24 protein-coding genes and 1 pseudogene are annotated in these 22,800 nt (G+C 58.6%); 20 read left to right on the top strand and 5 right to left on the bottom strand.

The window, feature by feature from the left end; all coding sequences use genetic code 11:
* The first annotated feature begins 115 nt into the window (after positions 1 to 115).
* The 3 genes from LG327_RS18945 (at position 116) to LG327_RS18935 (ending at position 2,465) form a co-directional block, all read left to right on the top strand.
* Complete coding sequence (locus tag LG327_RS18945) at positions 116 to 760, top strand: hypothetical protein (RefSeq protein ID WP_404364387.1); 645 nt, start codon at positions 116 to 118, stop codon at positions 758 to 760.
* Positions 761 to 863: 103 nt separating this feature from the next.
* Complete coding sequence (locus LG327_RS18940; RefSeq protein WP_404364385.1) at positions 864 to 1,373, top strand: DUF421 domain-containing protein; 510 nt, start codon at positions 864 to 866, stop codon at positions 1,371 to 1,373.
* Positions 1,374 to 1,478: 105 nt separating this feature from the next.
* On the top strand, positions 1,479 to 2,465 hold the full coding sequence (locus LG327_RS18935) for an LLM class flavin-dependent oxidoreductase (RefSeq protein ID WP_404364383.1): 987 nt from the start codon (positions 1,479 to 1,481) through the stop codon (positions 2,463 to 2,465).
* Between the two features lie 116 nt (positions 2,466 to 2,581).
* On the opposite strand, the gene LG327_RS18930 is transcribed toward LG327_RS18935, so the two are convergent.
* Positions 2,582 to 3,409, bottom strand: a complete 828-nt coding sequence (locus LG327_RS18930) for a polyphosphate kinase 2 family protein (protein ID WP_404364381.1) — start codon at positions 3,407 to 3,409, stop codon at positions 2,582 to 2,584.
* A gap of 29 nt (positions 3,410 to 3,438) precedes the next feature.
* Here LG327_RS18930 and LG327_RS18925 point away from each other — a divergent pair, with 29 nt between their 5' ends.
* Together LG327_RS18925 and LG327_RS18920 are read left to right on the top strand one after the other, a co-directional pair.
* Positions 3,439 to 3,735, top strand: coding sequence for a hypothetical protein (locus LG327_RS18925; protein WP_404364379.1), 297 nt, complete (start codon positions 3,439 to 3,441; stop codon positions 3,733 to 3,735).
* Positions 3,736 to 3,789: 54 nt separating this feature from the next.
* Complete coding sequence (locus tag LG327_RS18920) at positions 3,790 to 4,224, top strand: SRPBCC family protein (protein WP_404364377.1); 435 nt, start codon at positions 3,790 to 3,792, stop codon at positions 4,222 to 4,224.
* Positions 4,225 to 4,259: 35 nt separating this feature from the next.
* Here the strand turns inward: LG327_RS18920 and rarD are convergent, their stop codons facing one another.
* Complete coding sequence (gene rarD, locus LG327_RS18915; RefSeq protein ID WP_404364375.1) at positions 4,260 to 5,171, bottom strand: EamA family transporter RarD; 912 nt, start codon at positions 5,169 to 5,171, stop codon at positions 4,260 to 4,262.
* Between the two features lie 164 nt (positions 5,172 to 5,335).
* On the opposite strand from rarD, the gene LG327_RS18910 reads away from it, so the two are divergent.
* Complete coding sequence (locus LG327_RS18910) at positions 5,336 to 5,719, top strand: DUF2750 domain-containing protein (protein ID WP_404364373.1); 384 nt, start codon at positions 5,336 to 5,338, stop codon at positions 5,717 to 5,719.
* A gap of 60 nt (positions 5,720 to 5,779) precedes the next feature.
* On the opposite strand, the gene LG327_RS18905 is transcribed toward LG327_RS18910, so the two are convergent.
* Positions 5,780 to 7,894 carry a 3-hydroxybutyrate oligomer hydrolase family protein gene (locus tag LG327_RS18905; RefSeq protein ID WP_404364371.1) on the bottom strand — a complete coding sequence of 705 codons (2,115 nt, stop codon included), beginning with the start codon at positions 7,892 to 7,894 and terminating at the stop codon, positions 5,780 to 5,782.
* A gap of 432 nt (positions 7,895 to 8,326) precedes the next feature.
* Here LG327_RS18905 and LG327_RS18900 point away from each other — a divergent pair, with 432 nt between their 5' ends.
* The 9 genes and pseudogenes from LG327_RS18900 to mtgA all read left to right on the top strand — a co-directional run bounded on the left by LG327_RS18900 (position 8,327) and on the right by mtgA (position 16,454).
* Positions 8,327 to 8,668 carry a hypothetical protein gene (locus LG327_RS18900; protein ID WP_404364369.1) on the top strand — a complete coding sequence of 114 codons (342 nt, stop codon included), beginning with the start codon at positions 8,327 to 8,329 and terminating at the stop codon, positions 8,666 to 8,668.
* An 82-nt stretch (positions 8,669 to 8,750) separates the two neighbouring features.
* Positions 8,751 to 9,023, top strand: a complete 273-nt coding sequence (locus tag LG327_RS18895; protein ID WP_404364367.1) for a SelT/SelW/SelH family protein — start codon at positions 8,751 to 8,753, stop codon at positions 9,021 to 9,023.
* A 150-nt stretch (positions 9,024 to 9,173) separates the two neighbouring features.
* Positions 9,174 to 9,383: a hypothetical protein gene (locus LG327_RS18890; protein WP_404364365.1), complete on the top strand. Its 210-nt coding sequence runs from the start codon at positions 9,174 to 9,176 to the stop codon at positions 9,381 to 9,383.
* 42 nt (positions 9,384 to 9,425) lie between these two features.
* Positions 9,426 to 10,001: an NUDIX hydrolase gene (locus tag LG327_RS18885; protein WP_404364363.1), complete on the top strand. Its 576-nt coding sequence runs from the start codon at positions 9,426 to 9,428 to the stop codon at positions 9,999 to 10,001.
* A 115-nt stretch (positions 10,002 to 10,116) separates the two neighbouring features.
* Positions 10,117 to 10,812 (top strand): crotonase/enoyl-CoA hydratase family protein, encoded by a 696-nt coding sequence (locus LG327_RS18880; RefSeq protein WP_404364361.1) that lies wholly within the window; start codon positions 10,117 to 10,119, stop codon positions 10,810 to 10,812.
* A gap of 17 nt (positions 10,813 to 10,829) precedes the next feature.
* Positions 10,830 to 11,120 (top strand): annotated as a pseudogene (locus LG327_RS18875) (hypothetical protein); the annotation flags it as partial.
* Between the two features lie 355 nt (positions 11,121 to 11,475).
* Positions 11,476 to 11,739, top strand: coding sequence for an FAD-binding domain-containing protein (locus LG327_RS18870; protein WP_404364359.1), 264 nt, complete (start codon positions 11,476 to 11,478; stop codon positions 11,737 to 11,739).
* A 279-nt stretch (positions 11,740 to 12,018) separates the two neighbouring features.
* Entirely contained in the window at positions 12,019 to 15,648 is a 3,630-nt protein-coding gene (putA, locus tag LG327_RS18865) for a bifunctional proline dehydrogenase/L-glutamate gamma-semialdehyde dehydrogenase PutA (RefSeq protein ID WP_404364357.1), read from the top strand.
* 104 nt (positions 15,649 to 15,752) lie between these two features.
* A complete protein-coding gene (gene mtgA, locus LG327_RS18860; protein WP_404364355.1) occupies positions 15,753 to 16,454 on the top strand; it encodes a monofunctional biosynthetic peptidoglycan transglycosylase in 702 nt (233 codons plus the stop codon).
* A 36-nt stretch (positions 16,455 to 16,490) separates the two neighbouring features.
* Here mtgA and LG327_RS18855 read toward each other — a convergent pair whose 3' ends face one another.
* On the bottom strand, positions 16,491 to 17,513 hold the full coding sequence (locus LG327_RS18855) for a DUF5924 family protein (protein ID WP_404364353.1): 1,023 nt from the start codon (positions 17,511 to 17,513) through the stop codon (positions 16,491 to 16,493).
* A gap of 229 nt (positions 17,514 to 17,742) precedes the next feature.
* Here LG327_RS18855 and LG327_RS18850 point away from each other — a divergent pair, with 229 nt between their 5' ends.
* The 5 genes from LG327_RS18850 (at position 17,743) to LG327_RS18830 (ending at position 21,843) form a co-directional block, all read left to right on the top strand.
* Entirely contained in the window at positions 17,743 to 19,089 is a 1,347-nt protein-coding gene (locus LG327_RS18850; RefSeq protein WP_404364351.1) for a VOC family protein, read from the top strand.
* A gap of 195 nt (positions 19,090 to 19,284) precedes the next feature.
* Positions 19,285 to 19,851, top strand: a complete 567-nt coding sequence (gene yeiP / locus LG327_RS18845) for an elongation factor P-like protein YeiP (RefSeq protein WP_404364349.1) — start codon at positions 19,285 to 19,287, stop codon at positions 19,849 to 19,851.
* Between the two features lie 90 nt (positions 19,852 to 19,941).
* Complete coding sequence (locus LG327_RS18840) at positions 19,942 to 20,385, top strand: glycine zipper domain-containing protein (RefSeq protein ID WP_404364347.1); 444 nt, start codon at positions 19,942 to 19,944, stop codon at positions 20,383 to 20,385.
* A gap of 81 nt (positions 20,386 to 20,466) precedes the next feature.
* Positions 20,467 to 21,405 carry a LysR family transcriptional regulator gene (locus LG327_RS18835; RefSeq protein WP_404364345.1) on the top strand — a complete coding sequence of 313 codons (939 nt, stop codon included), beginning with the start codon at positions 20,467 to 20,469 and terminating at the stop codon, positions 21,403 to 21,405.
* Positions 21,406 to 21,477: 72 nt separating this feature from the next.
* On the top strand, positions 21,478 to 21,843 hold the full coding sequence (locus LG327_RS18830) for a hypothetical protein (protein WP_404364343.1): 366 nt from the start codon (positions 21,478 to 21,480) through the stop codon (positions 21,841 to 21,843).
* Positions 21,844 to 21,903: 60 nt separating this feature from the next.
* On the opposite strand, the gene LG327_RS18825 is transcribed toward LG327_RS18830, so the two are convergent.
* On the bottom strand, positions 21,904 to 22,608 hold the full coding sequence (locus LG327_RS18825; RefSeq protein WP_404364341.1) for a lytic transglycosylase domain-containing protein: 705 nt from the start codon (positions 22,606 to 22,608) through the stop codon (positions 21,904 to 21,906).
* Between the last annotated feature and the right edge of the window lie 192 nt (positions 22,609 to 22,800).

Here is a 22,800-nt window from a genome sequence, read left to right as displayed (position 1 = left end):
CAGGCGGGGTTGAAATCCGCACTGTAGGTCACAAAGCTCACTAGAGAGCCTGAAGGCATCTGCCAGGGCCTGACACAGGCACATTCTAATCCTTTCCAGAACAGCAGGAGGCATCATGACGAAGCTACCTCTGAGCCTTGCCATCGCATCCGTTTTCATAGCTGCACCGGTTCTTGCCGAAGAGGGGCCCTATCTCCACCCCGATGATTCCTGGATATCGCTGAACGGTACGGTAGTCTCCGTCAGCGAAAAGAGTTTTACCCTCGATTATGGCCACAATACCGTCAAGGTGCAGATGGACGGCTGGGAGTGGTTTCAGGCGTCCCGCGAAGCTCTTCACGGCGCCCGGGTCACCGTCTATGGCGAAATAGATGCTGACGCTTTCAAGAAGTCGACCATTGAGGCGAGCAGTCTCTATGTCGAGAGCATGGGCACCTACTTTTACCAGGCCACTGTCGCTGGTGAAAAGGGCCTCGAAGCAATCGATCTGGCGCCTCGAACGCCGGTCGCTGTTGGTGACACAGTGGTGACCGGCACGGTCACAAGCGTCGACAACCGCGAGTTCACCATCAACAGGGGGGCCAGCAAGATCACTGTGGACACCAGCCAGATGCTCTACAACCCGCTGGATGACCAGGGTTTCCAGCAGATTGATGAGGGTGAGCAAGTAACCGTGACTGGTGAGATGGCCGGTGACGTGTTCGAAACCCGTGAACTGGTACCCGACAGCATCGTTGTGCTGAAAGACGATCCGTCCTGAGCAGATCTCTCTGGCGTGCCAGGTGGCCTTTGGGGCATCGATGCTCTTGCCGCCGTCCACCGAAACTCCACATTGAAGGACCAGGAAAATCAGGGAAGAACTCATGGAAACTGTCTGGTGGTGGAGCAGTTGGGGGTTTGGGCTTGAAGGTCAGGATCTTAACGTCTGGCGCATGGCCCTGAGAGCCTGTCTGGTTTATGTTGTCGGCATCATTCTGGTCCGGCTCGGCGGCAAGCGCTTCGTTGGGAAGTTTTCGGCATTCGACATAATCATGGCCATCATGATTGGTTCGATTCTCAGCCGCTCAATAGTTACTGACGACCATTTTTTTTCCCACCTCTCCGCAGCCTTTGTACTGACGTTGCTGCATTACATATTCGCGCGCGTGGCATTCCGGTTTGACTGGTTTGGGACCCTGGTGAAGGGTAAGACTCACGTTCTGGTGCGGGATGGGCAGATTCAGTGGCCGGCGATGAAGCAGGCTTACATCAGTGAGAGCGATCTGATGAGTGTTCTTAGGGAGGCATCCGGCGAGGAAGACCTGGGACAGGTCAGGCGATTATGCCTTGAGCGGAGCGGCAATGTCAGCGTTGTCCTCCGGGCCGGAGACTGACGGGCCTGGATTCTTATCGGCACAGGCAAACCGGCACTGATGGAAAACTGGAGCGTTTCCGGTTTACTGTGAGTCTATAAAGTCACCACCAGAATCGGAAAAACCATGCCTGACTACCCTGACTATTCTCTGCTGGAACTGGCCTCGGTTCGGGAGGGCGACTCTGTCGGCACCACCCTCGCCAACAGTGTTGCTTACGCGCAGAAAGCCGAGAAGCTGGGGTTCAAACGCTTCTGGCTGGCAGAACACCATAACATGGAGGGTATCAGCAGCTCGGCCACTTCCGTGCTGATCGGCCATATCGCGGGGAAGACCGAATCCATGCGGGTTGGCTCCGGCGGCGTGATGCTGCCCAACCATCCGCCGCTGGTGATCGCTGAACAGTTTGGCACCCTGGAGAGCCTGTATCCGGGCCGCATTGATCTTGGTCTGGGGCGGGCCCCGGGGACCGATCCGGTGACAGCCAGGGCACTCAGACGGGAAGCCCTGGGGCCGGAGCAGTTCCCGGAGGATGTTGCGCGCCTTCAGAGCCTGCTGGGTCCGCTACAACCAGGGCAGCAGGTGAAGGCGATTCCCGGCGCCGGCACCAATGTGCCTGTCTGGTTGCTCGGCTCCAGTCTCTACAGCGCACAGCTGGCGGCCATGTACGGCCTGCCATATGCCTTTGCCGGACATTTCGCCCCGCGCCTCTACCGGGAGGCCATTCGTGTTTACCGAAGCCAGTTCCGGCCTTCACAGCAGCTTGAGCGCCCCCATGCGATGCTGGCGCTGCCTGCGGTCCCCGCGGACTCCCTGGAGGAGGCGCGCCTTCTGGCCACCACCAGCTACCAGCGCATCCTGGCCCTGTTCCGCGGTCAGCCACTGTGGATGAAACCTCCGGTGGCGACCATGGATGGCCTCTGGCATGCGGGTGAGGAGGCCGGTGTAAAGGATTTTCTCGCGCTGCAGGTCATGGGGGCTGCCGAGGACATCCGTCGACAGCTGGAGCCGATTCTTGCTGGCGTCGAGGTGGAGGAACTGATGTTTACCGTGGATATTTATGACCCGGAAAAGCGGCGCCGCGCTTTGGATATATTAATGGGAACCCGCTGAGCCTTCACTAACGATGAAACCAAAACCTTTTGCATCGCTGAATCATTTCCCCTTGTCATTTGCCATCTCGAACTCCCTGGTTGAACGAAAAAAGTGACTGTTCCCAGTTTTTTTAATTATCGCTCAAGCATGTGTCGGTACCGGGCAAGCACCTGTTCATCGGAGCCGGGGTATTCCGGCGCGAGTTCCCTGAGTTTGTCTGCCAGCAGGCGGGCGATAATGGCGCGGGCTTTTGGCTTGCTGTCACCGGGGATGATCAGCCAGGGAGCCTCCGGGATGTGGGTGGCGGCGATGGCTTCTTCGGTGTAACCAAGCAACTCTGCTCGCCGCTCCCACGCTTCGATATCGGCGGGGTCGAACTTCCACTGCTTGTGGGGCTTGTCGAGACGTTTGAGAAGCCTGCGTCGGTGCTCCTTCTCCGACAGGTTGAGCCAGAACTTGAAAACAGTGGTGCCTTCCTGTGCCAGGTGCTTTTCGAAGGAGCGTATCGCCGCATATCGGGCGTCCCAGTCGTAATGGTCTGGCCGCCACACCGGCCAGGCACGTTCAGCAATCACCGCTTCGTGATGACTGCGGCTGAAGGCCGTGACTTCGCCGAACCCCGGCAGCAGGGGAACCACCCGCCAGAGAAAATCATGGCGTTTTTCGGCGCCGTCGGGCCGGGAAAAGGACCAGGCATGGAAACCGGCGGGATCCATGTAAGCGGACAGGGTGCGGATCAGGCTGTCCTTGCCACTGGCATCCATGCCGTGAACGATGACTAGCACCGCCTTCTGGCGGTTGGCCCAGAGTCGTCGGTGGTATTCACCGGTATCTTTCAGACTCGTCTCCAGATCCGGTAGCGACTTCGCATCGGCCACCTGCGCGGGATAGTCCGCGAGATGAGTTGTGCCTGGCTGGTAGAACCAGTGTTCGATCGGGAAGTCGGGCGAAGCATCAGTCATCAGGTTGTCCTTTTTGGCCAGTTTTCCGGGTGCCAGGTTTTAGTGTAGCTTGCGGCAGGGCCTTCTATATTCGGGCAGTTAAGGAATCCGAAAGTTTATGCCCAGATCAGACCCGCCAAAACCAATGGACGGGCGCTATCAGCGAGGCCGGCATCCGCGCCCGGGACCGTCAGGTACTGTCGGAACTGCTGGGTTGGGGCATACCGGTTGCCACTGTGATTGGAGGCGGCTACGACAATGACCGCGCTGCCCTGGCGCGCCGGCACGCCATCGTCATCGAGGAAGCAAGCCGCCTCTGGCTGGAGCGGAGTCGCGGTAGCAGTTAGGATAGGCGCCAGGCAAGCCTGGGTAGTCACCCGTTCCGTCGCCATGGAGTCATAATGTTCCGTATTCACGTTGAGCGCACACTGGACAAGGACATTGACACCGTCTTTGAGGCCATTACCGATCACGCCCATTACGATCGTTTCCCGGGTGTGGATACCTCTTTGCTGATAGAGCAGGGGAACCAGGAGCCAAACGGCACCGGAGCCCTGCGGATAATTGGCGCCGGCCCGATGAAACTGACCGAGCGTATCACCCGGTACGAGAGCCCAACCGTGATGCATTACCGCATCGAAAAATCCAGCCCCTTCCCGATCGCGCATGACCGGGGCGAGATTCTGCTGAAGGCGCAGGACACCAGGACCCATGTCACATGGATCTCTGAAGGCCACATCAGGATTCCACTGATCGGCAGGGTGCTGGACAAGGTTGTTGAGAAGCGGTTTTCAAAAGCCTTTTCGTCTCTGCTGAAGGCCATAGAACGCGTGTAGCACCTAAACCCGGGATGCTGGGCCGGCCACCGCCGCTAGCGGGCCCGGGCCCTTCGTGCCGCCGCCGTCGGGCTCGAATCCCAGCTGGACCAGGAATAGAGGCCAAGGGCAGTCCAGATGATCACGAAGCTGGCAAGCTGAATCGCGCTCAGAGGCTCGTTGAAAACCCACAGGGCAAGAAAGAACTGCAGGGTGGGGTTGATGTACATCAGGAACCCCAGCGTGGACAGCCGCAGGCGCCGCGCTGCCCCGGCGAAGGCGAGCAGGGGCAGCGCGGTGACAATGCCGCTGGACATGAGCAGGAACGTGGTCCGGTTGTTCTCCCCGAAATGGGAGGCCTCAAGTGAGCTGAGCCAGGTCAGTACCAGAAGGCCCAAAGGCAGCAGAAGCAGGGTTTCCACAAACAGCCCGGAAAGGCCGTCCAGCTCCACCTGTTTGCGGAACAGACCATAGGTACCAAAACTGCCCGCCAGCACCAGGCTGATCCAGGGCAGGGTACCTACCAGAAACAGCTGGATCAGAATGCCCACCGCAGCCAGTCCCACGGCCACCGCCTGCAACCGCACCATGCGCTCCCCGAGTACGAGCATGCCCAGAGCCACATTCACCAGTGGTGTCAGGAAATAACCCAGGCTGGCCTGCAGCACGCGATGGGTTTCAACCGCGTAAATGTACAGCCCCCAGTTGATGCCAATCAGCACCGCGCAGGCCAGCACCCGCCCCAGTTTTCTGGGCTGAGCAAGTGCATTGCGGATCAATGGCCAGCGCCGTAGCAGGGTGACCACCACTGCCAGGAAAATACTGGACCAGATAATGCGGTGAATCAGCACTTCGTACGAGGGCACGCCCTCGAACAGGGCAAAGAACAGCGGAAAGCAGCCCCACATGGAGTAGGCGCTGAGACCGAAGATGGCGCCTTTTGTGGCTTCCGGTGTGGTGGTGCTCATTGGGGGCTCGCGGGCAAAAGACACAATCTAGCACAGGCGCAGGGAATGCGCTGAAACTGAGGTAAGGAAGGAGTTTTTCTGGATGAAGGAGTTGTAGAGGCTTGTTCACGATACCCACAGCCGTCAGTCTGTAGCAATTGGACACCACAGCAGAGAGCCGGAACATGAACAGCGAAGAGTTAAACTACGTACTGGAGATGGGCGGCGAGGAAAGGTACGACTACTTCCTGAGTCAGGTCATCGAAACCAGGGAAATCTGGATACTGGTCAATGCCGAGAACCGGTTTCTCAAGATAGTTTCCGGTGATGGTGATGTGGAGTATGTGCCGGTCTGGCCCGGCGCGGATTTCGCGGCCGAGTATGCAAAAGGATCTGGTGATCTGTCGCCCAAAGCCGTTCCCTTGCCTGATTTTTTCCGCAAGTGGGTCCCGGGTCTGTCGAAAGATGGTCTGGAGGTCGGGGTACTCCCGGGTTCCGATCAGACCGTCTGGATAACGGAACCGGAAGAACTCAAGAGGGACCTTCAGGACGAGCTGTCAGCTTTCTGAGGCAGTTTGTGAGGTGGGAGCAGGGGCTGGTCGATGGCCAGCCCCCTGTTAAGACTGCTGTTACTCCGGAATCCGAACCTGGTCTTCTTCAAACAGGATTCGGTCCTCGGTTGCCGGCGTGTCGCTGATGTCCGGCACGTTGGCAGCGGTCAGCGCAGGAGCGCCCTCGCCGCGAGGGATAGTGCGAACCACCTGGCTCGGTGGCAGATCACTGCCGTTGCTCAGGCGGTCATAGACCAGGTCCAGAGCCTGGAACAGGTAGTGATGGAGGGGAATATAACGCTCGTTGAACCCTGGCAGTCCATTGAGAACGTCCAGATGATGGGCGTTGAGCACTTCGTAGTAACGCAGTTCGCTGCTCCCCCCTTCAACCCGCTGATTGAGGCCGAAATAGGGCCGCGAGGTGTGGTTGATGGGAAGGATGGCATCGGCCCGGCCTGTTACAAAAACTGTGGGCCTGCCGTGCAGGTCACCGCTGGCTCTTATCTCAGCGACTCCCGCAGCGATTCTGGCGGCTTTTTCGGCGGCGTCAGCGTCCAGAGCTTCGCCGGTAACAGCATCAGTTCCCTGGGCCAGCGACCGTAAGCAAAGCAGGGCATCCAGGCCATAATCCTTCACGCCACTGGATGGCGATATGCTCAGCTTGAGGTCGGTGGGAACACCCTGTCCGGCGTTATCAAAAATCAGGTTCACGCCGCCGGTGGGCGGGATGCCATTGCTGGTGGAGAACAGAGCTTCTTCCGCACTGGCGGCAAGCGGGACCACTTCGCCACTGGTAGCATCGCTGGCGGCCATGCTGATGCCACAGATGCGGTCTTCAACACCAAAGGAGCCATAAGCATTGACGTAGGTCATGCTGATGCTCTGGGCAACGGCCAGTCCGAAGTGGGTCGGAGCAATCAGGTTCTGTTCCGGCTGAATGCCAAATTCTTCGTTAAGGATCCGCTGGGCATAGGCAGCGCGGGCATCAAGATCGGCTCCGTTGACCAGACCCTTTTGTGCCAGTGCAGCGCAGGCATTTTCGTTTACCGTCTGATCGTTGAAGATGTCGTTGAAGGCCAGGATGCCCCGTACGTCTGGCGCCCGGTTGGCACAACCCTGATACACCGCGAGCGCCGTGGTGTAATCCAGCAGGCTTCGACTGTGCTCGGTGATGACGGGGCCTTCGCCCTGGCGGATGGTGAAACTGGTATCGACCTTCGGGTTCACATTCGGCTCTGATACTGCGACGCCATCAATCAGACCGTTTGAGTCCAGCTCTGCAGCCCGTACCGAGGCGCCTCCACCATTGGACACGCTGGATGCGATAACCAGTGTGTTGCCTGGGGTGATTGGAGTTGCCCGCCCGCCTTTGCCCTTTTTCTTGCCAAACTGCTTGTTAAGAACATAAAAGCCGAATTCGATGGACTGCAGAACATGGGTGTCCCAATCGGCTTCCGGGTTGACCTTTGAATGAGCATGTTTAAAGGCGAACCGGTCCGGGTACTGGCCGGTGAACGCGGCCCGCTCCACCTCTGTCAGATCAGCCCGGAACTGTACCGGTGCGTCAGGCTCACCGGTGAGGCGGCCATCAATCAGTTGAGCGGCATTGGTCTCAAGATTGTGGGAGCCGGTTCCGGTCCCCTTGTCGGTGTATACCACGGCGCAGCCTTTTTTCAGACCCCATTCTCCGGCAGTGCCGATGGCGCCGTAGATGCCCCGGGAGCCTGATGAAGGCGCGGTGACCATGCAGGCGTTTTCCGGGTTGAAAGAATCTGGCACCTGCACCATCACGGTCACTGGCACGTCATTTGATCCGACCTTCACGAACGCAAGGTACTCTTCGCCGGGAATCAGGCCTTCCGTATTCGAAGCCGAAGCGCCTACCTGGGGCCCGAATAGCAGCCCATAACCGCCGCCCGCACCGGTGGGCACGAGTGCACGGTAATTATTGTAAATGGCGAGCGTGCGAAGTTCTTCCGCAGTGGGGTTGAGAGCGTCTGCAAAAGTGGGCGCCGCTCCAGCCAGCCCGCTGGCGCCGAGGCCGCCGGTGAGCAGATCGTTGGTGTCGCTGTATCTCGTTTGCTGGATTTCGCCCGATACAGCTGGGGGCAGCCTGGAGTCGTTATTGCAGGCGGTCAGGGTGAGAGCTAAAAGTGCCCCCGCGGGGATTGCGAAACAAGGTCGAATCGTCATTCTGCGTTCCTTCTGCTTATTGTTGTGGTTTGGTCCAGGCTCCGCTGGCCGCAGAGATTCGGGCATAACAGTGCCTGTCTGTGTTACCAATGCGCTTCCTGTGCCAACTTTAATAAAGTTGTGAAATCAGTGGCTTGCGGCGGCTGTGCGGAATTCGCACAAAAATCTGTCCTGAGAACTGGACATCGTTGAGCGGGCCAGAGTGCGTCGTAGCCGCTGGCGACAGCGAAAAGGGTGGAGTGTCCGGAATCCAGGTCGTACTGTCCGTTTTTAAGGACATCACGTGCGCATTTCCCGGAATCTGACCCCCGGGCCGTGTTTCCCAGTTAACGAATCCGGGGAAATGACAGGCAGCGTCAATTCCGTATTGGTCCGGATGTCCGCTAGACTTGGTATCTGATCGTTAACCTATTGAAGAACAGGCAGCGTCCAATGTCCGAAGAAGATCCCCTGAAGGCCCTGTCCGACATGGCCAGTGAGGCCCATGCTCGCATTCAGGCTGCTCATGAGCATATTAACCCGGTGGTGGGAGTGCGCCGTGGCATGCGCGATGTGGGTATTCCCGCGGATGCCATGACCGTCGACTGCCTGCGCACCCGCCGGCGCATCATGCTGATTCTGCATGATGAGCAGCCAGGGGTTTTGCTGTACCAGTTTGTAACCCTTGATGATGAGGTGGGTAATGAGTTCCGGGAGGTGAGCCTGTCCGATGTCAGTGTGCAGACGCTCTTTGACTGGATGGAGGAGTACTTTGGCGGTCCCGGATTACACTGACTGCTACCGGGGAATGCTGGCGCAGGTCAGGCGTTGCTGCCCGGGCCCTTGACCATAACCACCGGGACAAAGAGATGGATCAATGACCAACAGGGTAGATATTTATTACTGCACAGGCTGTCGCTGGCTGCTTCGCTCCGCCTGGATGGCCCAGGAGCTGTTGACCACTTTTGAGGCTGAGCTGGATTCGCTGGCTCTTCATCCGGGAGGTGGAGGGATATTCGAAGTCTGGGTCAATGACAACCGCGTCTGGTCCCGGAAAGAGGATGGGGGCTTTCCGGAGATCAAAGTCCTCAAGCAGAGGGTGCGTGATGAGATCGACCCGGATCGATCCCTTGGCCATTCCGACCGCTGAACAAAGCAAAAGGTTATACTCGATGCTTTACATCAAATGGAGTGCGTTATTTTGAATTTTTCAGCCCCGATTGTTGCTGCTGCCATGGTTTTTCTCGCCGGGTGCCAGACTTCCAGTTATATGTCTTCCGCAGCTACTGATGGGAACGGGGTGACCTGCAATGAAATATACCAGGCTTTCGATGCCTACCAGAGGGATCGTCAGTCAGCCCAGGCTCTCACCGAGCTCAGTCAGCTGGTCAGTCCGACAGCCGGCTCTATCGCCTCCAGTGGCGTCAGCTCCGCCGAGCGCTATTACGACCAGGCCAAAGCGACTGCCAACGTGGCGCTGGCCGTGCGCAATTGCGCCCCGATTCAGTAGTCCAGGCTCGTCCTCACTCGTCCTCACTGAAGGATGCGGCTTTTGGCATTGATACCATTACGACGCCCCAGAAAATTGCCTTTTCGACGCCAGATGACCCGGGCGTCGGTGGCGCTGATCCACCGGCAAAATCAGGCGGGTGGTGCGGAGCTGCTTTTCATTCAGCGGGCACATCGGGATGGTGATCCCTGGTCCGGGGATATGGCCTTTCCCGGCGGTCGGCTTCAGGCGGAGGACAGGGGGCCTTTTGCAGCAGCAATACGGGAAACCCTGGAAGAAACCGGGCTGGATCTGTCGGTTTATGGCCGCTTTGAGCGCCGGCTCTCGGATCTTATCACCCGTCACCATAATCGCTGGCGCCCGATGGTGGTCACGCCCTACGTATTCGAATGGTCCGGGCCAGACAATTTCACCCAGAATCATGAAGTGCAAACCGTCGTGTGGATTCCACTTGCGCACCTCGGAGCCCCGGAAAACCAGTCTGTTCGCCCCTGGCCGACCCGGTTTGGCACGCTTCGCATGGCCTGCTGCAGGTATCAGGGACACTGTATCTGGGGGCTCAGCTATCAGATGCTGCAGGAGTACCTGAAACACCGCTCCGCGATATCGAAACCTTAGCCGGCTGCCGATGCCGGCTCACGGTCAACGGCCAGAATGACAAATGCATTGAGGCGTGCCGCGGAGGCTGGCAAAGTTCACTGAAATTCCACAACTCAATCAATAGGATAGCCCGGTGACGGATCTTGTAGACTACAGACTGGATAACGGCATTGCGACGATTACCATCACCAACGGCAAGGCGAATGCGCTAAGCCACGAGGTGTTCGAGATGCTGAATCAGGCGCTTGATCGCGCCGAGCAGGACAGGGCCGTGGTGATCCTGACCGGGCAGCCCGGCATCTTTTCGGGTGGTTTCGATCTGAAGGAAATGCAGAAGGGCCCGAAGGAGGCCGCTGCCCTTGTAAAGATTGGCTCGACGCTGACCCGTCGTCTGGCGGCTTTCCCGCTGCCGGTGATTGGTGCCTGCAGTGGTCACGCCATTGCCAAGGGGGCGTTCGTTCTCCTGTCGGTGGACCACCGCATCGGCGTTGCAGGCCCATTCAAGCTGGGCCTGAATGAGGTGGCGATTGGAATGACCATGCACCATGCCGGCATTGAGATCGCGCGGCATCGCCTGGCGCCGGCGCATTTCTACCGCTCAGTGATCAATGCTGAAATCTTCAGCCCCGAGGGCGCCGTGCAGGCCGGGTTTCTGGATGAGGTGGTAGCCCCTGAGCAGCTCCTGGCACGGGCGAACGAGGTGGCACAGAACTTCCAGAAACTGAACATGCAGGCTCACAAGCAGACCAAGCGCAAAGCAAAAGCCGAGTATCTGGCGCTGCTGGATCGCTGTATCGAGCAGGACGCGGAGCATCTCGGGCTGAATTAACCAGCCAGGGCCGGGGGATGGTGACCGGCCTCTGCTTCTCTCCGGGCGTGCGCTTTTCGCCCCATCCCAGGTCTGACAGCTCTGTGCAAAAAACTGGATTGCTTCCCCCGGCGTATCCTTTCGCTTATGAAATGGCTGGAGGATTTCTGCGTTGCAAACACTTTACTGGTTTACCCGGGACCTCCGGCTACACGACAATGCTCCCCTGCTGGCGGTTTCTCTGGCAGAGCCTTATGGCGCTGGAGCGAAACCTGAGAGCCTTGGGGCAGCGACTTCACATTGCCTTTGGCGAACCCGAAGAAGTGATTCCACAGCTGGTTCAGAATTACCGGATCGACCGGGTTTTACGTTCCCGCCTGCCGGATACTTTTTCCCAGTTCCGCAAACTGGTGGAAGGAAAAGAAGAACCTCACGCCGGTCCATTACGGATTCGCGCTCTGACCGCACTGCCTCCTTCTCCGGGATTTCCGGCCCGCAACGCACTGGACGATCCCGATGCCTATTCCAGACTGTCGCCCTGGCTGGCGAATGGATCGCTGTCCGCCTCCGAGGTTGCGGACGCCATTGCTGAGTATGAAAGACGACACGTAAAGAACCAATCCACCTACTGGCTTTGGTTCGAGTTGCTGTGGCGGGAGTATTTCCACTGGCACGCACTCAGGCATGGCGCCGATCTGTTCCACCGGGATGGGGTGCGGCGCAAAAAAAGGCCGGGTGGATTACGACGCTGCCAGCGATTATGGCAACTGGCAGTACCTGGCAGGTGTAGGCGCCGACCCAGGGGGACTTCGTCAGTTCAATCTGGAGAGGCAGGCGGAGCAGTTCGACGCGGACGGCGAATTCGTCAAGCGCTGGCACGGAGACGCATCCCAACCCGTCGGCCTGCACCTGGTGGATGCCGCTGACTGGCCAGTTGGGCCGGTCTGATAGGCCGAGTTTCCGGTATGCGGGTTTTTGCTTTTATGCTTCTGCGTTTATGCAAAATGCCGACATCGGGACTATGCTCATTTGGTTAACAGGAGAAATTATGCAAGGGCTCGCAGGTTCGTAATGACCGGCAATCGGGTTATCTGCTCCAGACGTATGGGCGTCTGATGAGCCTGGAGTGAGGAAAAGACAAGGCGACCAGCAAGTCCCGTTTTTACATTGGATTCGTCTCTGGGCCCCGGCAACAGCCAGGCACCAGAGATCCAGGAGGACACAGCAATGAGACCACAGCAGTCAGAAGCTCCCGCACTGGAGGACAGCCGCCAGGCGCTTCGCAATTCCTATCTCGCCGACGAATACAAGGTTATGCGCGAGATGATTGATGGCGCGAAGCTGTCGCAAGCCGAGCGCGATGCGATTTCTGCCCGCGCGGCCGACCTGGTTCGCAGCGTCCGAAAGAATGCAAAGCCAACCATCATGGAAAAGTTTCTTGCTCAGTATGGTCTCACCACCAGAGAGGGTGTGGCACTCATGTGTCTGGCTGAAGCCCTGTTACGGGTGCCGGACAACATCACTATTCATGCGCTGATCGAAGACAAGATCACCTCGGGTAGCTGGGGGTCCCATGTGGGGAAAGCCTCTTCGTCTCTGATCAATACCGCGACTATTGCCCTGTTGATGACCAGCAACCTGCTCAAGGATTCCGAACGCCACAGCGTCGGGGATACGCTGCGCAAGCTCGTGAAGCGCATGGGCGAGCCGGTGATCCGGACGGTGGCCGGCCAGGCCATGAAAGAGATGGGGCGGCAGTTTGTCCTCGGGCGCGACATCGAAGAAGCCCAGGAAGCCGGCAAGGAATTCATGGAGAAGGGCTATACCTATTCCTATGACATGCTGGGGGAGGCCGCACGCACGGATCACGATGCCCAGCGGTATTACGAGTCCTATTCCGCCGCCATCGACAGCATCGCCAAACACTGCAAGGGCGATGTTCGCACGAATCCAGGCATTTCGGTCAAGCTGTCGGCTCTGCTGGCCCGGTACGAGTACGGCAACAAAGAGCGGGTGATGAATGAGCTTGTGCCCCGGGCAAAGCGCCTGGTTAAAAAAGCCGCCGACGCCAACATGGGCTTCAATATTGATGCGGAAGAACAGGACCGGCTGGATCTCTCGCTGGACGTGATCGAAGCCCTTCTGTCCGACCCCGAGCTGGCCGGCTGGGATGGCTTCGGCGTTGTGGTCCAGGCCTATGGCAAGCGCGCGCCCCATGCGCTGGACTGGCTCTATGGCCTGGCTGAGAAGCTGGACCGGCGCATCATGGTGCGGCTGGTGAAGGGCGCCTACTGGGACGCTGAAATAAAGCGTGCGCAGGTGATGGGCCTGAGCAACTTCCCGGTATTCACCCGCAAGGCCTGCAGTGATGTGTCCTTCATGTCCTGCGCCACCAAACTGCTGAACATGACGGACCGCATCTACCCGCAGTTTGCGACCCACAATGCGCATTCCGTGTCGGGTGTGGTTGAGCTGGCGAAGGCGAACGGGATCGACAACTATGAATTCCAGCGCCTCCATGGCATGGGTGAGTCGCTCCACAGTGAGGCACTGAAGCAGAGCGGCGTTCCCTGTCGCATCTACGCCCCCGTCGGCCCTCACAAGGACCTGTTGGCGTATCTGGTGCGGCGTCTGCTGGAGAACGGTGCCAACAGCTCTTTTGTAAACCAGATTGTCGACACGAGCATCACGCCGGAGGAAATTGCGAAGGACCCGATCGACTCGGTCCGGGCGATGGGCGAAAACATTTCCAGCAAGGCCATAGTCCATCCGAAGAAGCTGTTTGGAGAGGAACGCCGGAATTCGAAGGGCTGGGACATCACCGACCCGGTGACGGTGGCAGAGATAGAAAAGGGTCGGGGCGCTTTTCGCGACCACCGCTGGAAAGGGGGCCCGGTTATCGCCGGAAAGGTGGCGGGTACGGAAGTTCAGGTTGTGCGTAACCCTGCCAATCCGGATGACACGGTGGGCCACGTCACCCAGTCATCCGAGGCTGATATTGATACCGCGATCAGGGCCGCAGAAGAAGGCTTCAAAAGCTGGTCCGCCAGGTCTGCGGAAGAGCGGGCCGAGTGTGTGCGCAAAGTAGGGGACCTCTACGAGGAGCACGCCTATGAGCTGTTTGCATTGACTACCCGTGAAGCCGGCAAATCCCTTCTGGATGCCATTGCGGAGATCCGGGAAGCGGTGGATTTCGCCCAGTATTACGCCAACGAAGGTGTGCGCAATAAGGATAGCGGTGAGGCCCGGGGAATAATCTGCTGCATATCCCCCTGGAACTTCCCACTGGCGATCTTTACCGGCCAGATTCTCGCCAACCTGGCGGCCGGCAACGTTGTGCTCGCCAAGCCGGCGGAGCAGACTTCGCTGCTGGCCACCCGGGCTACGGAACTGATGCACGAAGCGGGTATTCCCAAAGAAGCCATTCAGCTGCTTCCTGGCACGGGTGCCACCGTTGGTGGTGCTCTGACCTCGGACCCCCGGCTTGCCGGTGTCTGTTTTACCGGTTCAACCCCGACTTCAAAGCGAATCGACGCGGCCATGGCCGAGAACATGGCGCCCGATGCCGTGATGGTGGCGGAAACCGGTGGCCTGAACGCAATGATCGTGGATTCGACGGCCCTGCCGGAGCAGGTAGTCAGGGACGTGCTGGCGTCTTCATTCCAGAGTGCGGGCCAGCGCTGTTCGGCCCTGCGTATGCTATACGTCCAGAAGGACATTGCTGAGCACCTGCTTGATATGCTCTATGGCGCCATGGACGAACTGGGCATTGGCGACCCCTGGGAGCTTTCCACCGATGTGGGCCCGGTAATCGATGAGACAGCCAGAAAGAAAATCGCAGACCACTGCGAAAAGTTTGAGAGCAAGGGTCGCCTGTTGAAGAAGATCCAGGTCCCGGAGAAGGGCACCTATGTTTCTCCAGCGGTGATCAGGCTCAACGGCATCGAGGAGATGGAGGAAGAAATCTTTGGTCCGATACTTCATGTGGCAACCTTCGAGGCCAAAAACCTCGACAAGGTGGTCGACGACATCAACGCCAGAGGCTATGGCCTGACATTCGGCCTCCACAGCCGTGTGGACCGCCGTGTAGACCGGATTACACGACGTATCAAAGTGGGTAACGCCTATGTTAACCGTAACCAGATCGGCGCCATTGTGGGCTCTCAGCCGTTCGGCGGTGAGGGTCTTTCCGGCACCGGCCCCAAAGCCGGCGGACCCCAGTATGTCCGTCGCTTCCTGAAGGGCGAGACAGTGGAACGTACCCTGGATCCCGGCGGCAAAAAAGTCGACGCCAAAAAACTGGAAGGCCTGATTGGCAAACTGAAGGATGCCAAATGGCAGCCACCCGGGGAGCGGATTGACGCGATGACGCCGATCTTCGGCGAGGTTCCTGCCCCGCTGGACAATCACGTCGAGCATCTGCCCGGACCCACCGGGGAACAGAATGTTCTCTCCAACCATGCCCGCGGTCTGGTGCTGTGCCTTGGGCCGGACAAGGAAACAGCGCTGGAGCAGGCGGCCACCGCACTTTCCCAGGGAAACAGGGTGGTGGTAATTGCTCCGGGAGTTGAGGACACGGCGAAGCGGGCAGCTGACGCTGGTCTGCCGATCGTGGCCATGGAAGGGGAGTTGCAGCCGGACGCGCTGATTAAAGCCAAAGGGTTCGATGCGGTCACAAGCTGTGCCGGGCGATCCCTTCTTGGTGAATACCGTATGGCGCTGGCGAAGCGTGAGGGGCCGCTGATCCCACTGATCACCGAGCACAGGCTCGACCAGCGGTATGTGATCGAACGTCACCTCTGTGTGGATACGACAGCTGCTGGCGGTAATGCCAGCCTGATTGCCGCATCAGAGTAAAGGTTGTCATTCACTGCCAACAAAAAGCCGGAGCTGAATGGATCAGCTCCGGCTTTCCTCTGGAATAAGAGCAGGTTGTGCCGGGTGGATGTTATAGTTCCGGTGTGACTCCAAAATCCCTGATCCTGACATTCTTACGCGCCATTGCCTGGACTCTCGCCGGGCTTGTTCTGCTGGTATTTGCGGTGGTTCTCCTGTTCCGTTTCGTGAACCCGCCTACCTCCACCTTTATGATTGGCCACCTTATATCGGGCTCTGAGCAGGAACTGCGGCATGAATGGGTGAGTCTGCCGGAAATTTCAAGCTGGATGCCTCTGGCTGTCGTGGCGAGTGAAGATCAGCGGTTTCTTCAGCACCACGGTGTGGATTTTGATGCCATAGGCAAGGCGGTTACGGAGTACAGGGCAGGTGGGGGCTTGCGGGGCGCCAGCACCATCACCCAGCAGACAGCAAAAAACCTGTTTCTCTGGAGCGGTCGCAGTTTTGTGCGCAAAGCGCTGGAGGCGGGGCTCGCCCTGGGTGTGGATGCGCTCTGGCCCAAGCGGCGGATTATGGAGGTGTACCTTAATGTCGCCGAGTTTGGCCCGGGCATTTACGGTGTTGAAGCCGCCAGCCAGAACTTTTTCGGCATTTCAGCCAGCCAGCTGTCCCGGACCCAGGCGGCCCGGCTTGCAGCGGTGTTGCCCAATCCCAAAGCCTACAGTGCTGCAAGCCCTTCGCCCTATGTATGGGAGCGGGTTGCCTGGATTGAACAGCAGATGAGGCAGCTTTTTGGCTCTCGTCAGCTGCAGGGTCTGTACGATTAGAACAAGGGACGAGTGCGAGGCAGTAACAACAGGCCCTCACTCCACCTCAAATTTCAACACCCCGATCATCTGGCCGTGTTCGGTGAGCAACTGCACCTCCCACTCGCCCGCGGCATCTTCAGGGAACGCAAGCTTGTGGGTCCAGGAGCGGTAACCCTCTTCACGGCCACCCTCAATTGCCAGAGGTATCCGGTCAATCACTTCACCCTCCTGCAGCCACACGTAATAGATGGTTTCCCGCAGGCCAAGGGGCGCCCGGATAGCGGCATAGGCGTAAAGTCCTTCACTGTGAAGATCCTCCGCCGACACGGTCTCCACCCTGTTACCCGGGAGTTTTTCCGCACTGTAGATCTGAGTGGTAATAGCGCTTTTTTCCAGCCAGAGTCCTGCCGGTGGCACCCAGTACCGGCCCCACCAGACAATGGCTAGAAGCAACGGGAGCGCGACTGTTGCTGCCATCCAGTGGGACCTCTGCCATTCTGGATGCGACTTAATGAAGCCCGGCAGAGTCAGCACACTCACGGTCGCAACCGCAATGATGGCGGCGTAGTAGCTCTCACCAGTGGTCATTTCAAAGATAATAGGCAGCGACGTCAGGGTCAGCGCGAACACGGCCAGGCCGTGATACATCATAAGCAGCCACTTGCGCCGGGCGAGTGTGCCCAGGTAGAAGGGATCGATAATGGACAGCAGGCCCGCGATTGCCAGCAGCCCGGTGAAAACCGCCTGCCCGCTGTTCCAGGTGGTAGTGAAATAGAAGAACGGAAGAACAAAAAAGAAGGACTCCTGATGCACCCATTGAACGGCCAGGCGGCCCACTACGGGCGGCACCTCGCGATGAGTAAGGCGGGTGAACAGTTTGCTGAGAACGTTTTCCAGCAACAGCCAGATCCAGCCTGCCAGCACCGCTATGACGATCCATTTGGCGAGACCTGCCTGGCGGTCCACCAGAATAAAGCTGGCGGCGCCACTGGCAAATGCCAGAACCGGCAGCCAGGGTTCAAGCTTTGGTAGCAGACGCTGGATTATCGGGGGAAAGGAAAAAACAGGGAATGACATGGACTATCTGACCGGCATTGGAGTACAACAAATACCAGTGGCCACTGCGCGGAGTGAATGAAAACTCCGGGACCGATACTGGGCCCACTGTTATCGGAATGGGAAAGCTCAAGCTGGGATCAGTGTACTCCTGGAAGCAGGCCATAACACGGATTATTGTGGACGTCAGCGGCAGGCTGATCAGCAGAACAGCTTCCATCAGATGCACCAACAGGAAGAAGGTACACCTATGAACCAGTATGTCAGCGCCGATGAAATCCGGGCTCAGTTCTCCTCGGCCATGTCGGCGATGTACCAGAGCGAAGTCCCGCAGTACGGCTCCCTGCTGGAGCTGGTGGAAGCTGTCAATCGTGAGACTCTGGAGGAGAACCCGGACCTCCGGCGGCAGATGGAAGCCGCCGGTGAGATTGAGCGGCTGAATGTGGAGCGACACGGTGCCATCCGCGTCGGCACGCCTGATGAACTGGCCATGCTGCGCCGGCTTTTTGCGGTCATGGGTATGTATCCGGTTGGCTACTATGATCTCTCCGAAGCGGGAGTGCCGGTACACTCCACCGCCTTCCGTCCCACTGACGAAGCGGCCCTCCGTCGCAATCCCTTTCGCGTATTTACCTCGCTGCTGCGGCTGGAACTGATTGAGAGTGAAGCGCTGAGAGCCAGAGCGAGTGAGATTCTGGAAAAGCGCGACATTTTTACCCAGGCAGCCCGGCAGCTGGTAGAGCGGAGCGAGGCTCAGGGAGGGCTTACATCCGGACAGGCTGAGCAGTTCGTACAGGAAGCCCTGGAGACCTTCCGCTGGCATCACGATGCCACCGTGGACATAGAGACCTATGAGGCGCTCTGCGGTGAGCACCGGCTGATCGCCGATGTGGTCTGCTTCCGTGGGCCCCATATCAACCATTTGACACCGCGGACCCTGAATATTGATGAGGTGCAGCGTCGCATGCCGGATTACGGCATGAATCCCAAGGCCGTCATCGAGGGTCCTCCCCACCGGCAGTGCCCCATTCTTTTGCGCCAGACCAGCTTCAAGGCACTGGAAGAGCCGATCCGGTTCGCGAACAGCCACGAGGGAACCCATACGGCGCGTTTTGGTGAGATCGAACAGCGGGGTGTGGCACTGACCCCGCAGGGCCGCCGCCTCTATGACCAGCTGCTGGGCAGGGCGCGTGAGCAGAGTCAGGGCCTGGAAGGCGCTGCGCACCAGGAAGTGTTGGCCAGGGTGTTTGCTGACTTCCCGGACAGCCATGAGGAGCTGCGCAGCCAGGGCCTGGCTTATTTCCGCTACGAAGCGGTGAACCAGGACAATGGGGGGAGCAGCCCCGACGACCTGGAGGCTCTGCTGGATGAGGGAAGAATCCTTGCCAGGCCTATCATCTATGAGGACTTCCTGCCAGTAAGTGCTGCCGGGATTTTTCAGTCCAACCTTGGGGAAAGCAGCCAGGAACAGTTCGCGGCCAGCGGCAACAGAGACGCTTTCGAGCAGGCCCTTGGCAGTTCTGTCACTGACGAATTCGAGCTTTACGAAGGTATCCAGACAGCATCGAAGAAACAGGCGCTGGCGGGTTTTGCCTGATTCCGCTATTCGTCGCCGGCGCGGTTCAGCTGCGCTACTTCGATTGTGCAGCCTCGTATAGGAGTAATCATAGCGTTGGACTTTTTATCGCGGTGGTGCTCAAATCCGGCCGAATGAAGCTGCTGTAAGCGGGGCAGGGGATCCATCAGGAAATCTGGCAGTGATGCCATCAGGTGTGTTTGGGAGCGTTGATAAATGCCAAGAGCCAGTGAAATAAAAAAGAGTTCAGCCATAGAGTACGAGGGCAGGGTCTACCTCGTCAGGGACATCGAGCGTTCCGTGCCACAGGGCAGGGCCGGTGGCAGCCTTTACCGGATGCGTATGTACGATGTGGTCACCAATGCCAAAATGGATGAGACCTTCAAGGACTCAGACATGCTGAGCCTGGCAGATCTGACCCGCCGGCCCGTCACCTTCTCCTACTCCGATGGTGAAGAATGCGTGTTCATGGATACCGAGGACTACACGCCATACAGCCTGAATCGTGAGGCGATTGCTGACGAGTTGCTGTTCATTGGCGATGACACCCAAGGTCTTCAGGTGATACTTGTCAGTGACGAGCCTGTGGCGGTGGATCTGCCGCCCGCAGTGGATCTGGACATTGTGGACACGGCGCCTTCGGTCAAGGGCGGGTCCGCGACCGCCAGAACCAAGCCGGCTACGCTCAGCACGGGCCTGGTGGTTCAGGTGCCGGAGCATATTTCCACCGGTGACCGAATCCGGGTGAACGTTGATGAGCGTCGGTTTCTGGGCCGCGCCTGAGTTCTGCTGCTACGACTGCCACCCTTAACCGCCACGGGTTTCACCCCATCTTTCTCCTGTGGCCTTTATATCAAGTAAAGGAGAGAAAGCATGTATCTGCATCGACTGGCGGGAATCCTGATCATGGCTGGCGCCGTAGCACTCCCGGGGTGCGCCACGCAGGAGCGCACAGGGACGGTTGTGGGCACCACAACAGGGGCGGCGGCTGGCGCCCTGATCGATGATGAGGCGGGGGCTTTGATTGGTGCTCTGGCGGGCGGCCTTATTGGCCGGGAAGTCGGAGAGGAACTGGACCAGCGCGATCGCCGGAAAATGGGGCAGGCGCTGGAGAACAATCCAACCGGTCGAACCACCACCTGGCAAAACCCGGACACTGGCAGAAGTTTTAATTTCACACCCACCCAGACCTATACCGGTGGCGAGCGGCCATGCCGGGAATTCAGGATGAATGTGGAAGGCCAGCAGGAAGATCTCACCGGCCTTGCCTGTCGCCGGCCGGACGGCACCTGGGAAGTGGAAGAACAGCCTTCCTGACCTCTGTCTCTCGGGTTTGTTTATTTGCTGTTGCGTGAAGCCGTGGACCCGTGAAGGGTTTCTGCTGGAGGAGAGGTCCCGATGAGGGAAACCCTGAACCTGCGCCATCTCTACTATTTCTGGGTCATCAGTCAGGAGGGATCGATTGCCCGTGCCAGCGAGGTGCTCGACCTGGCGCCCCAGACCCTGAGCGGTCAACTCGCCACTCTGGAACAGTCGGTAGGCGGCAGCCTGTTTCGCCGGGAGCGCCGGGCCCTCGTGCTGACAGACCTGGGACAACTGGTTCTCGGATATGCGAGCGAGATTTTCGCCCTCACCGGCGAATTGTCCGATGTTCTGAAGCTCGCTCCCAGCGATCGGCCCCTTGCGCTCGCGGCGGGGGTGTCCGCGTCAATTCACAAGCTGATTGCCTACCGCCTGTTGCAACCGGCACTGGGTCTTGGCCGGCGGGTGAACCTGCAGTGCCGGACTGGGCGGACAGAGGAGCTATTGTTCAATCTCAAGAGGAAAGAGCTGGACGTAGTGCTGACCGACCGGATGCCGGGGCTGGAGGCCAGTGATTCCTTTGCTGTCCATCCCCTCGGCGGTTCCACGATCAGCCTGTTTGCCGCACCGGCGCTGGCCGACCGGCTGCAGCCGGACTTTCCCCGGTCGTTGAACCACGAACCACTGCTGGCCAACGCCACCGACTCCCCCTACTTCAGTGAGCTGATGAACTGGATGGCCCTGCGGGGTGTTCGCATGAATCTTGTAGCCCAGGTGGACGACAGTGCCCTGATCAAGGTATTCGGCCGGGAGGGATTCGGGGTGTTCGCCGCCCCTACCGTAATTACCGATGAGGTCTGCCGGCAATATGAAGTGAACCATATCGCCGCAATTTCCGAGGTTACCGAGCAGCTTTATGCAGTAACCCGCAGCCGAAACCCGACCCATGAGGCCGTAAAGGCCATCTGTGAAGCCGCTCCCCAGTTCATTGGAACTCCAGAGGCATCGAAAAAACCGACCAATACGGACGAATAAAGCTTCTTTTATCGATTAGTGAGCTGGGAGATGATGACGGCGCGTCAAAGACAATCCTTGCAGGAGAGCGCCATGAAAACGATTCACAAATTTCGTATCGAGTCTGGCAGAGAGCCGACAACACTGACGCTTCGTGAGGGGTATCGGGTGGTCAGATGTGAGTACATCCTGTCCGACAAATCGGTTTACATGTGGGTGGAGCAGCCCCTGGGTGTCACCGTTCCCAGCGTGGAGCAGCATTTCAGGGTAGCCTTGTCAGGCGAGCCGGTACCCGATGATTTCAGCTACGTAGGTACAGCGCTGGATCCATTTGGTCCTGAAGCCTGGCATCTGTTCCAGCTACCGGAGGCCACTACCAGGGCAAAAGCTGCGCTTGGTCACGTGGCAATCAGAACCCGAGCGAGCGGTGACGGCCGCCAGCCGATCGCAATGTCGTGATTGCGCCAGGGCCCGTTTCGGGCCCTTTTTATCTGGTTGTTAATCAGGGAATCCTGGGCATTAGCGCGCAGCATACCGGTCGTGAAGAATACTGACCCGCTGGACATAGGCTCTCGTTTCAGCATAAGGCGGCACGCCACCGTGGCGGCCAACAGCGCCCGGCCCTGCGTTGTAGGCTGCGGTCGCCAGCGTGATGTCCCCGTTAAAGTGCCTGAGCATGCGGGCGAGATAGTTTACGCCTCCGCGGATATTTTCTGCCGCGTCCATCGCATTCTGCACGCCCAGTTCCGCTGCTGTTCCCGGCATCAGCTGCATCAGGCCCTGGGCGCCTTTGGGAGATAGCGCGCGGGCTTTGAAAGCGGATTCTGCATGGATGACCGCACGTACTAGAGCCGGGTCGACCCTGAATTCATTTGCGGCGGTGATTACCTCTTCCCGGTAAGGCTTGAGAAAGAGAGGCGTAGTACGCCAGTCGACGCTGGAATCCGGGTCGCATGCGTAACACTGAAAGCGGATCACATCGAAGTCTGCAGCAGGGGGCTTGACGCTGCTGTAGGAGACAACCCCCCTGTCATCGGTATAGCGGAAGACTACTTCGTCCTTGCTGGAAGCCCTTTGCGGCGCTCCCCCTTTTACATTCGTGAATTCGACTGTTCCATCCGGATGCACCACGCGCTTGATGCTGTCACCCAGTAACGGGGCAGGCAGGCACAGCAGGAGGGCCGCAAGCCAGGATGTGATGATCTTCTGTTTACCGCTTGTCATTGCCTAACCTTTCGGAAAAACAGGCAGCCGACGGACAGCCGCTGGCCGGAAACTCATGTCCTGGATTATACGACCTTGTGTGGCTGAAGAAACTGCAGGTATTGTCGGAGAAGTGTTATTTTTGGTGCAATTGGGAACGGCTACACAAATTGCACGGCGACTGTATCCTCCCGGCTCTGACATCTGCAGCCT

The organism is Marinobacter sp. (assembly GCF_044799475.1).
Classification (GTDB): Bacteria; Pseudomonadota; Gammaproteobacteria; order Pseudomonadales; family Oleiphilaceae; genus Marinobacter.
This window is presented reverse-complemented; position numbering and strand designations above follow the sequence as displayed.

Excerpts from the sequence above, each read along its gene's own strand:
- LG327_RS18835 (WP_404364345.1), top strand. The coding sequence starts at position 20,467 with ATGAGGGAAACCCTGAACCTGCGCCATCTCTACTATTTCTGGGTCATC.
- LG327_RS18945 (WP_404364387.1), top strand. The coding sequence starts at position 116 with ATGACGAAGCTACCTCTGAGCCTTGCCATCGCATCCGTTTTCATAGCT.
- LG327_RS18895 (WP_404364367.1), top strand. The coding sequence starts at position 8,751 with ATGACCAACAGGGTAGATATTTATTACTGCACAGGCTGTCGCTGGCTG.
- LG327_RS18840 (WP_404364347.1), top strand. The coding sequence starts at position 19,942 with ATGTATCTGCATCGACTGGCGGGAATCCTGATCATGGCTGGCGCCGTA.
- LG327_RS18825 (WP_404364341.1), bottom strand. The coding sequence starts at position 22,608 with ATGACAAGCGGTAAACAGAAGATCATCACATCCTGGCTTGCGGCCCTC.
- yeiP (WP_404364349.1), top strand. The coding sequence starts at position 19,285 with ATGCCAAGAGCCAGTGAAATAAAAAAGAGTTCAGCCATAGAGTACGAG.
- LG327_RS18900 (WP_404364369.1), top strand. The coding sequence starts at position 8,327 with ATGTCCGAAGAAGATCCCCTGAAGGCCCTGTCCGACATGGCCAGTGAG.
- LG327_RS18940 (WP_404364385.1), top strand. The coding sequence starts at position 864 with ATGGAAACTGTCTGGTGGTGGAGCAGTTGGGGGTTTGGGCTTGAAGGT.
- LG327_RS18855 (WP_404364353.1), bottom strand. The coding sequence starts at position 17,513 with ATGTCATTCCCTGTTTTTTCCTTTCCCCCGATAATCCAGCGTCTGCTA.
- LG327_RS18905 (WP_404364371.1), bottom strand. The coding sequence starts at position 7,894 with ATGACGATTCGACCTTGTTTCGCAATCCCCGCGGGGGCACTTTTAGCT.
- LG327_RS18920 (WP_404364377.1), top strand. The coding sequence starts at position 3,790 with ATGTTCCGTATTCACGTTGAGCGCACACTGGACAAGGACATTGACACC.
- LG327_RS18830 (WP_404364343.1), top strand. The coding sequence starts at position 21,478 with ATGAAAACGATTCACAAATTTCGTATCGAGTCTGGCAGAGAGCCGACA.
- LG327_RS18850 (WP_404364351.1), top strand. The coding sequence starts at position 17,743 with ATGAACCAGTATGTCAGCGCCGATGAAATCCGGGCTCAGTTCTCCTCG.
- LG327_RS18935 (WP_404364383.1), top strand. The coding sequence starts at position 1,479 with ATGCCTGACTACCCTGACTATTCTCTGCTGGAACTGGCCTCGGTTCGG.
- LG327_RS18910 (WP_404364373.1), top strand. The coding sequence starts at position 5,336 with ATGAACAGCGAAGAGTTAAACTACGTACTGGAGATGGGCGGCGAGGAA.
- LG327_RS18930 (WP_404364381.1), bottom strand. The coding sequence starts at position 3,409 with ATGACTGATGCTTCGCCCGACTTCCCGATCGAACACTGGTTCTACCAG.
- putA (WP_404364357.1), top strand. The coding sequence starts at position 12,019 with ATGAGACCACAGCAGTCAGAAGCTCCCGCACTGGAGGACAGCCGCCAG.
- rarD (WP_404364375.1), bottom strand. The coding sequence starts at position 5,171 with ATGAGCACCACCACACCGGAAGCCACAAAAGGCGCCATCTTCGGTCTC.
- LG327_RS18870 (WP_404364359.1), top strand. The coding sequence starts at position 11,476 with ATGGCGCCGATCTGTTCCACCGGGATGGGGTGCGGCGCAAAAAAAGGC.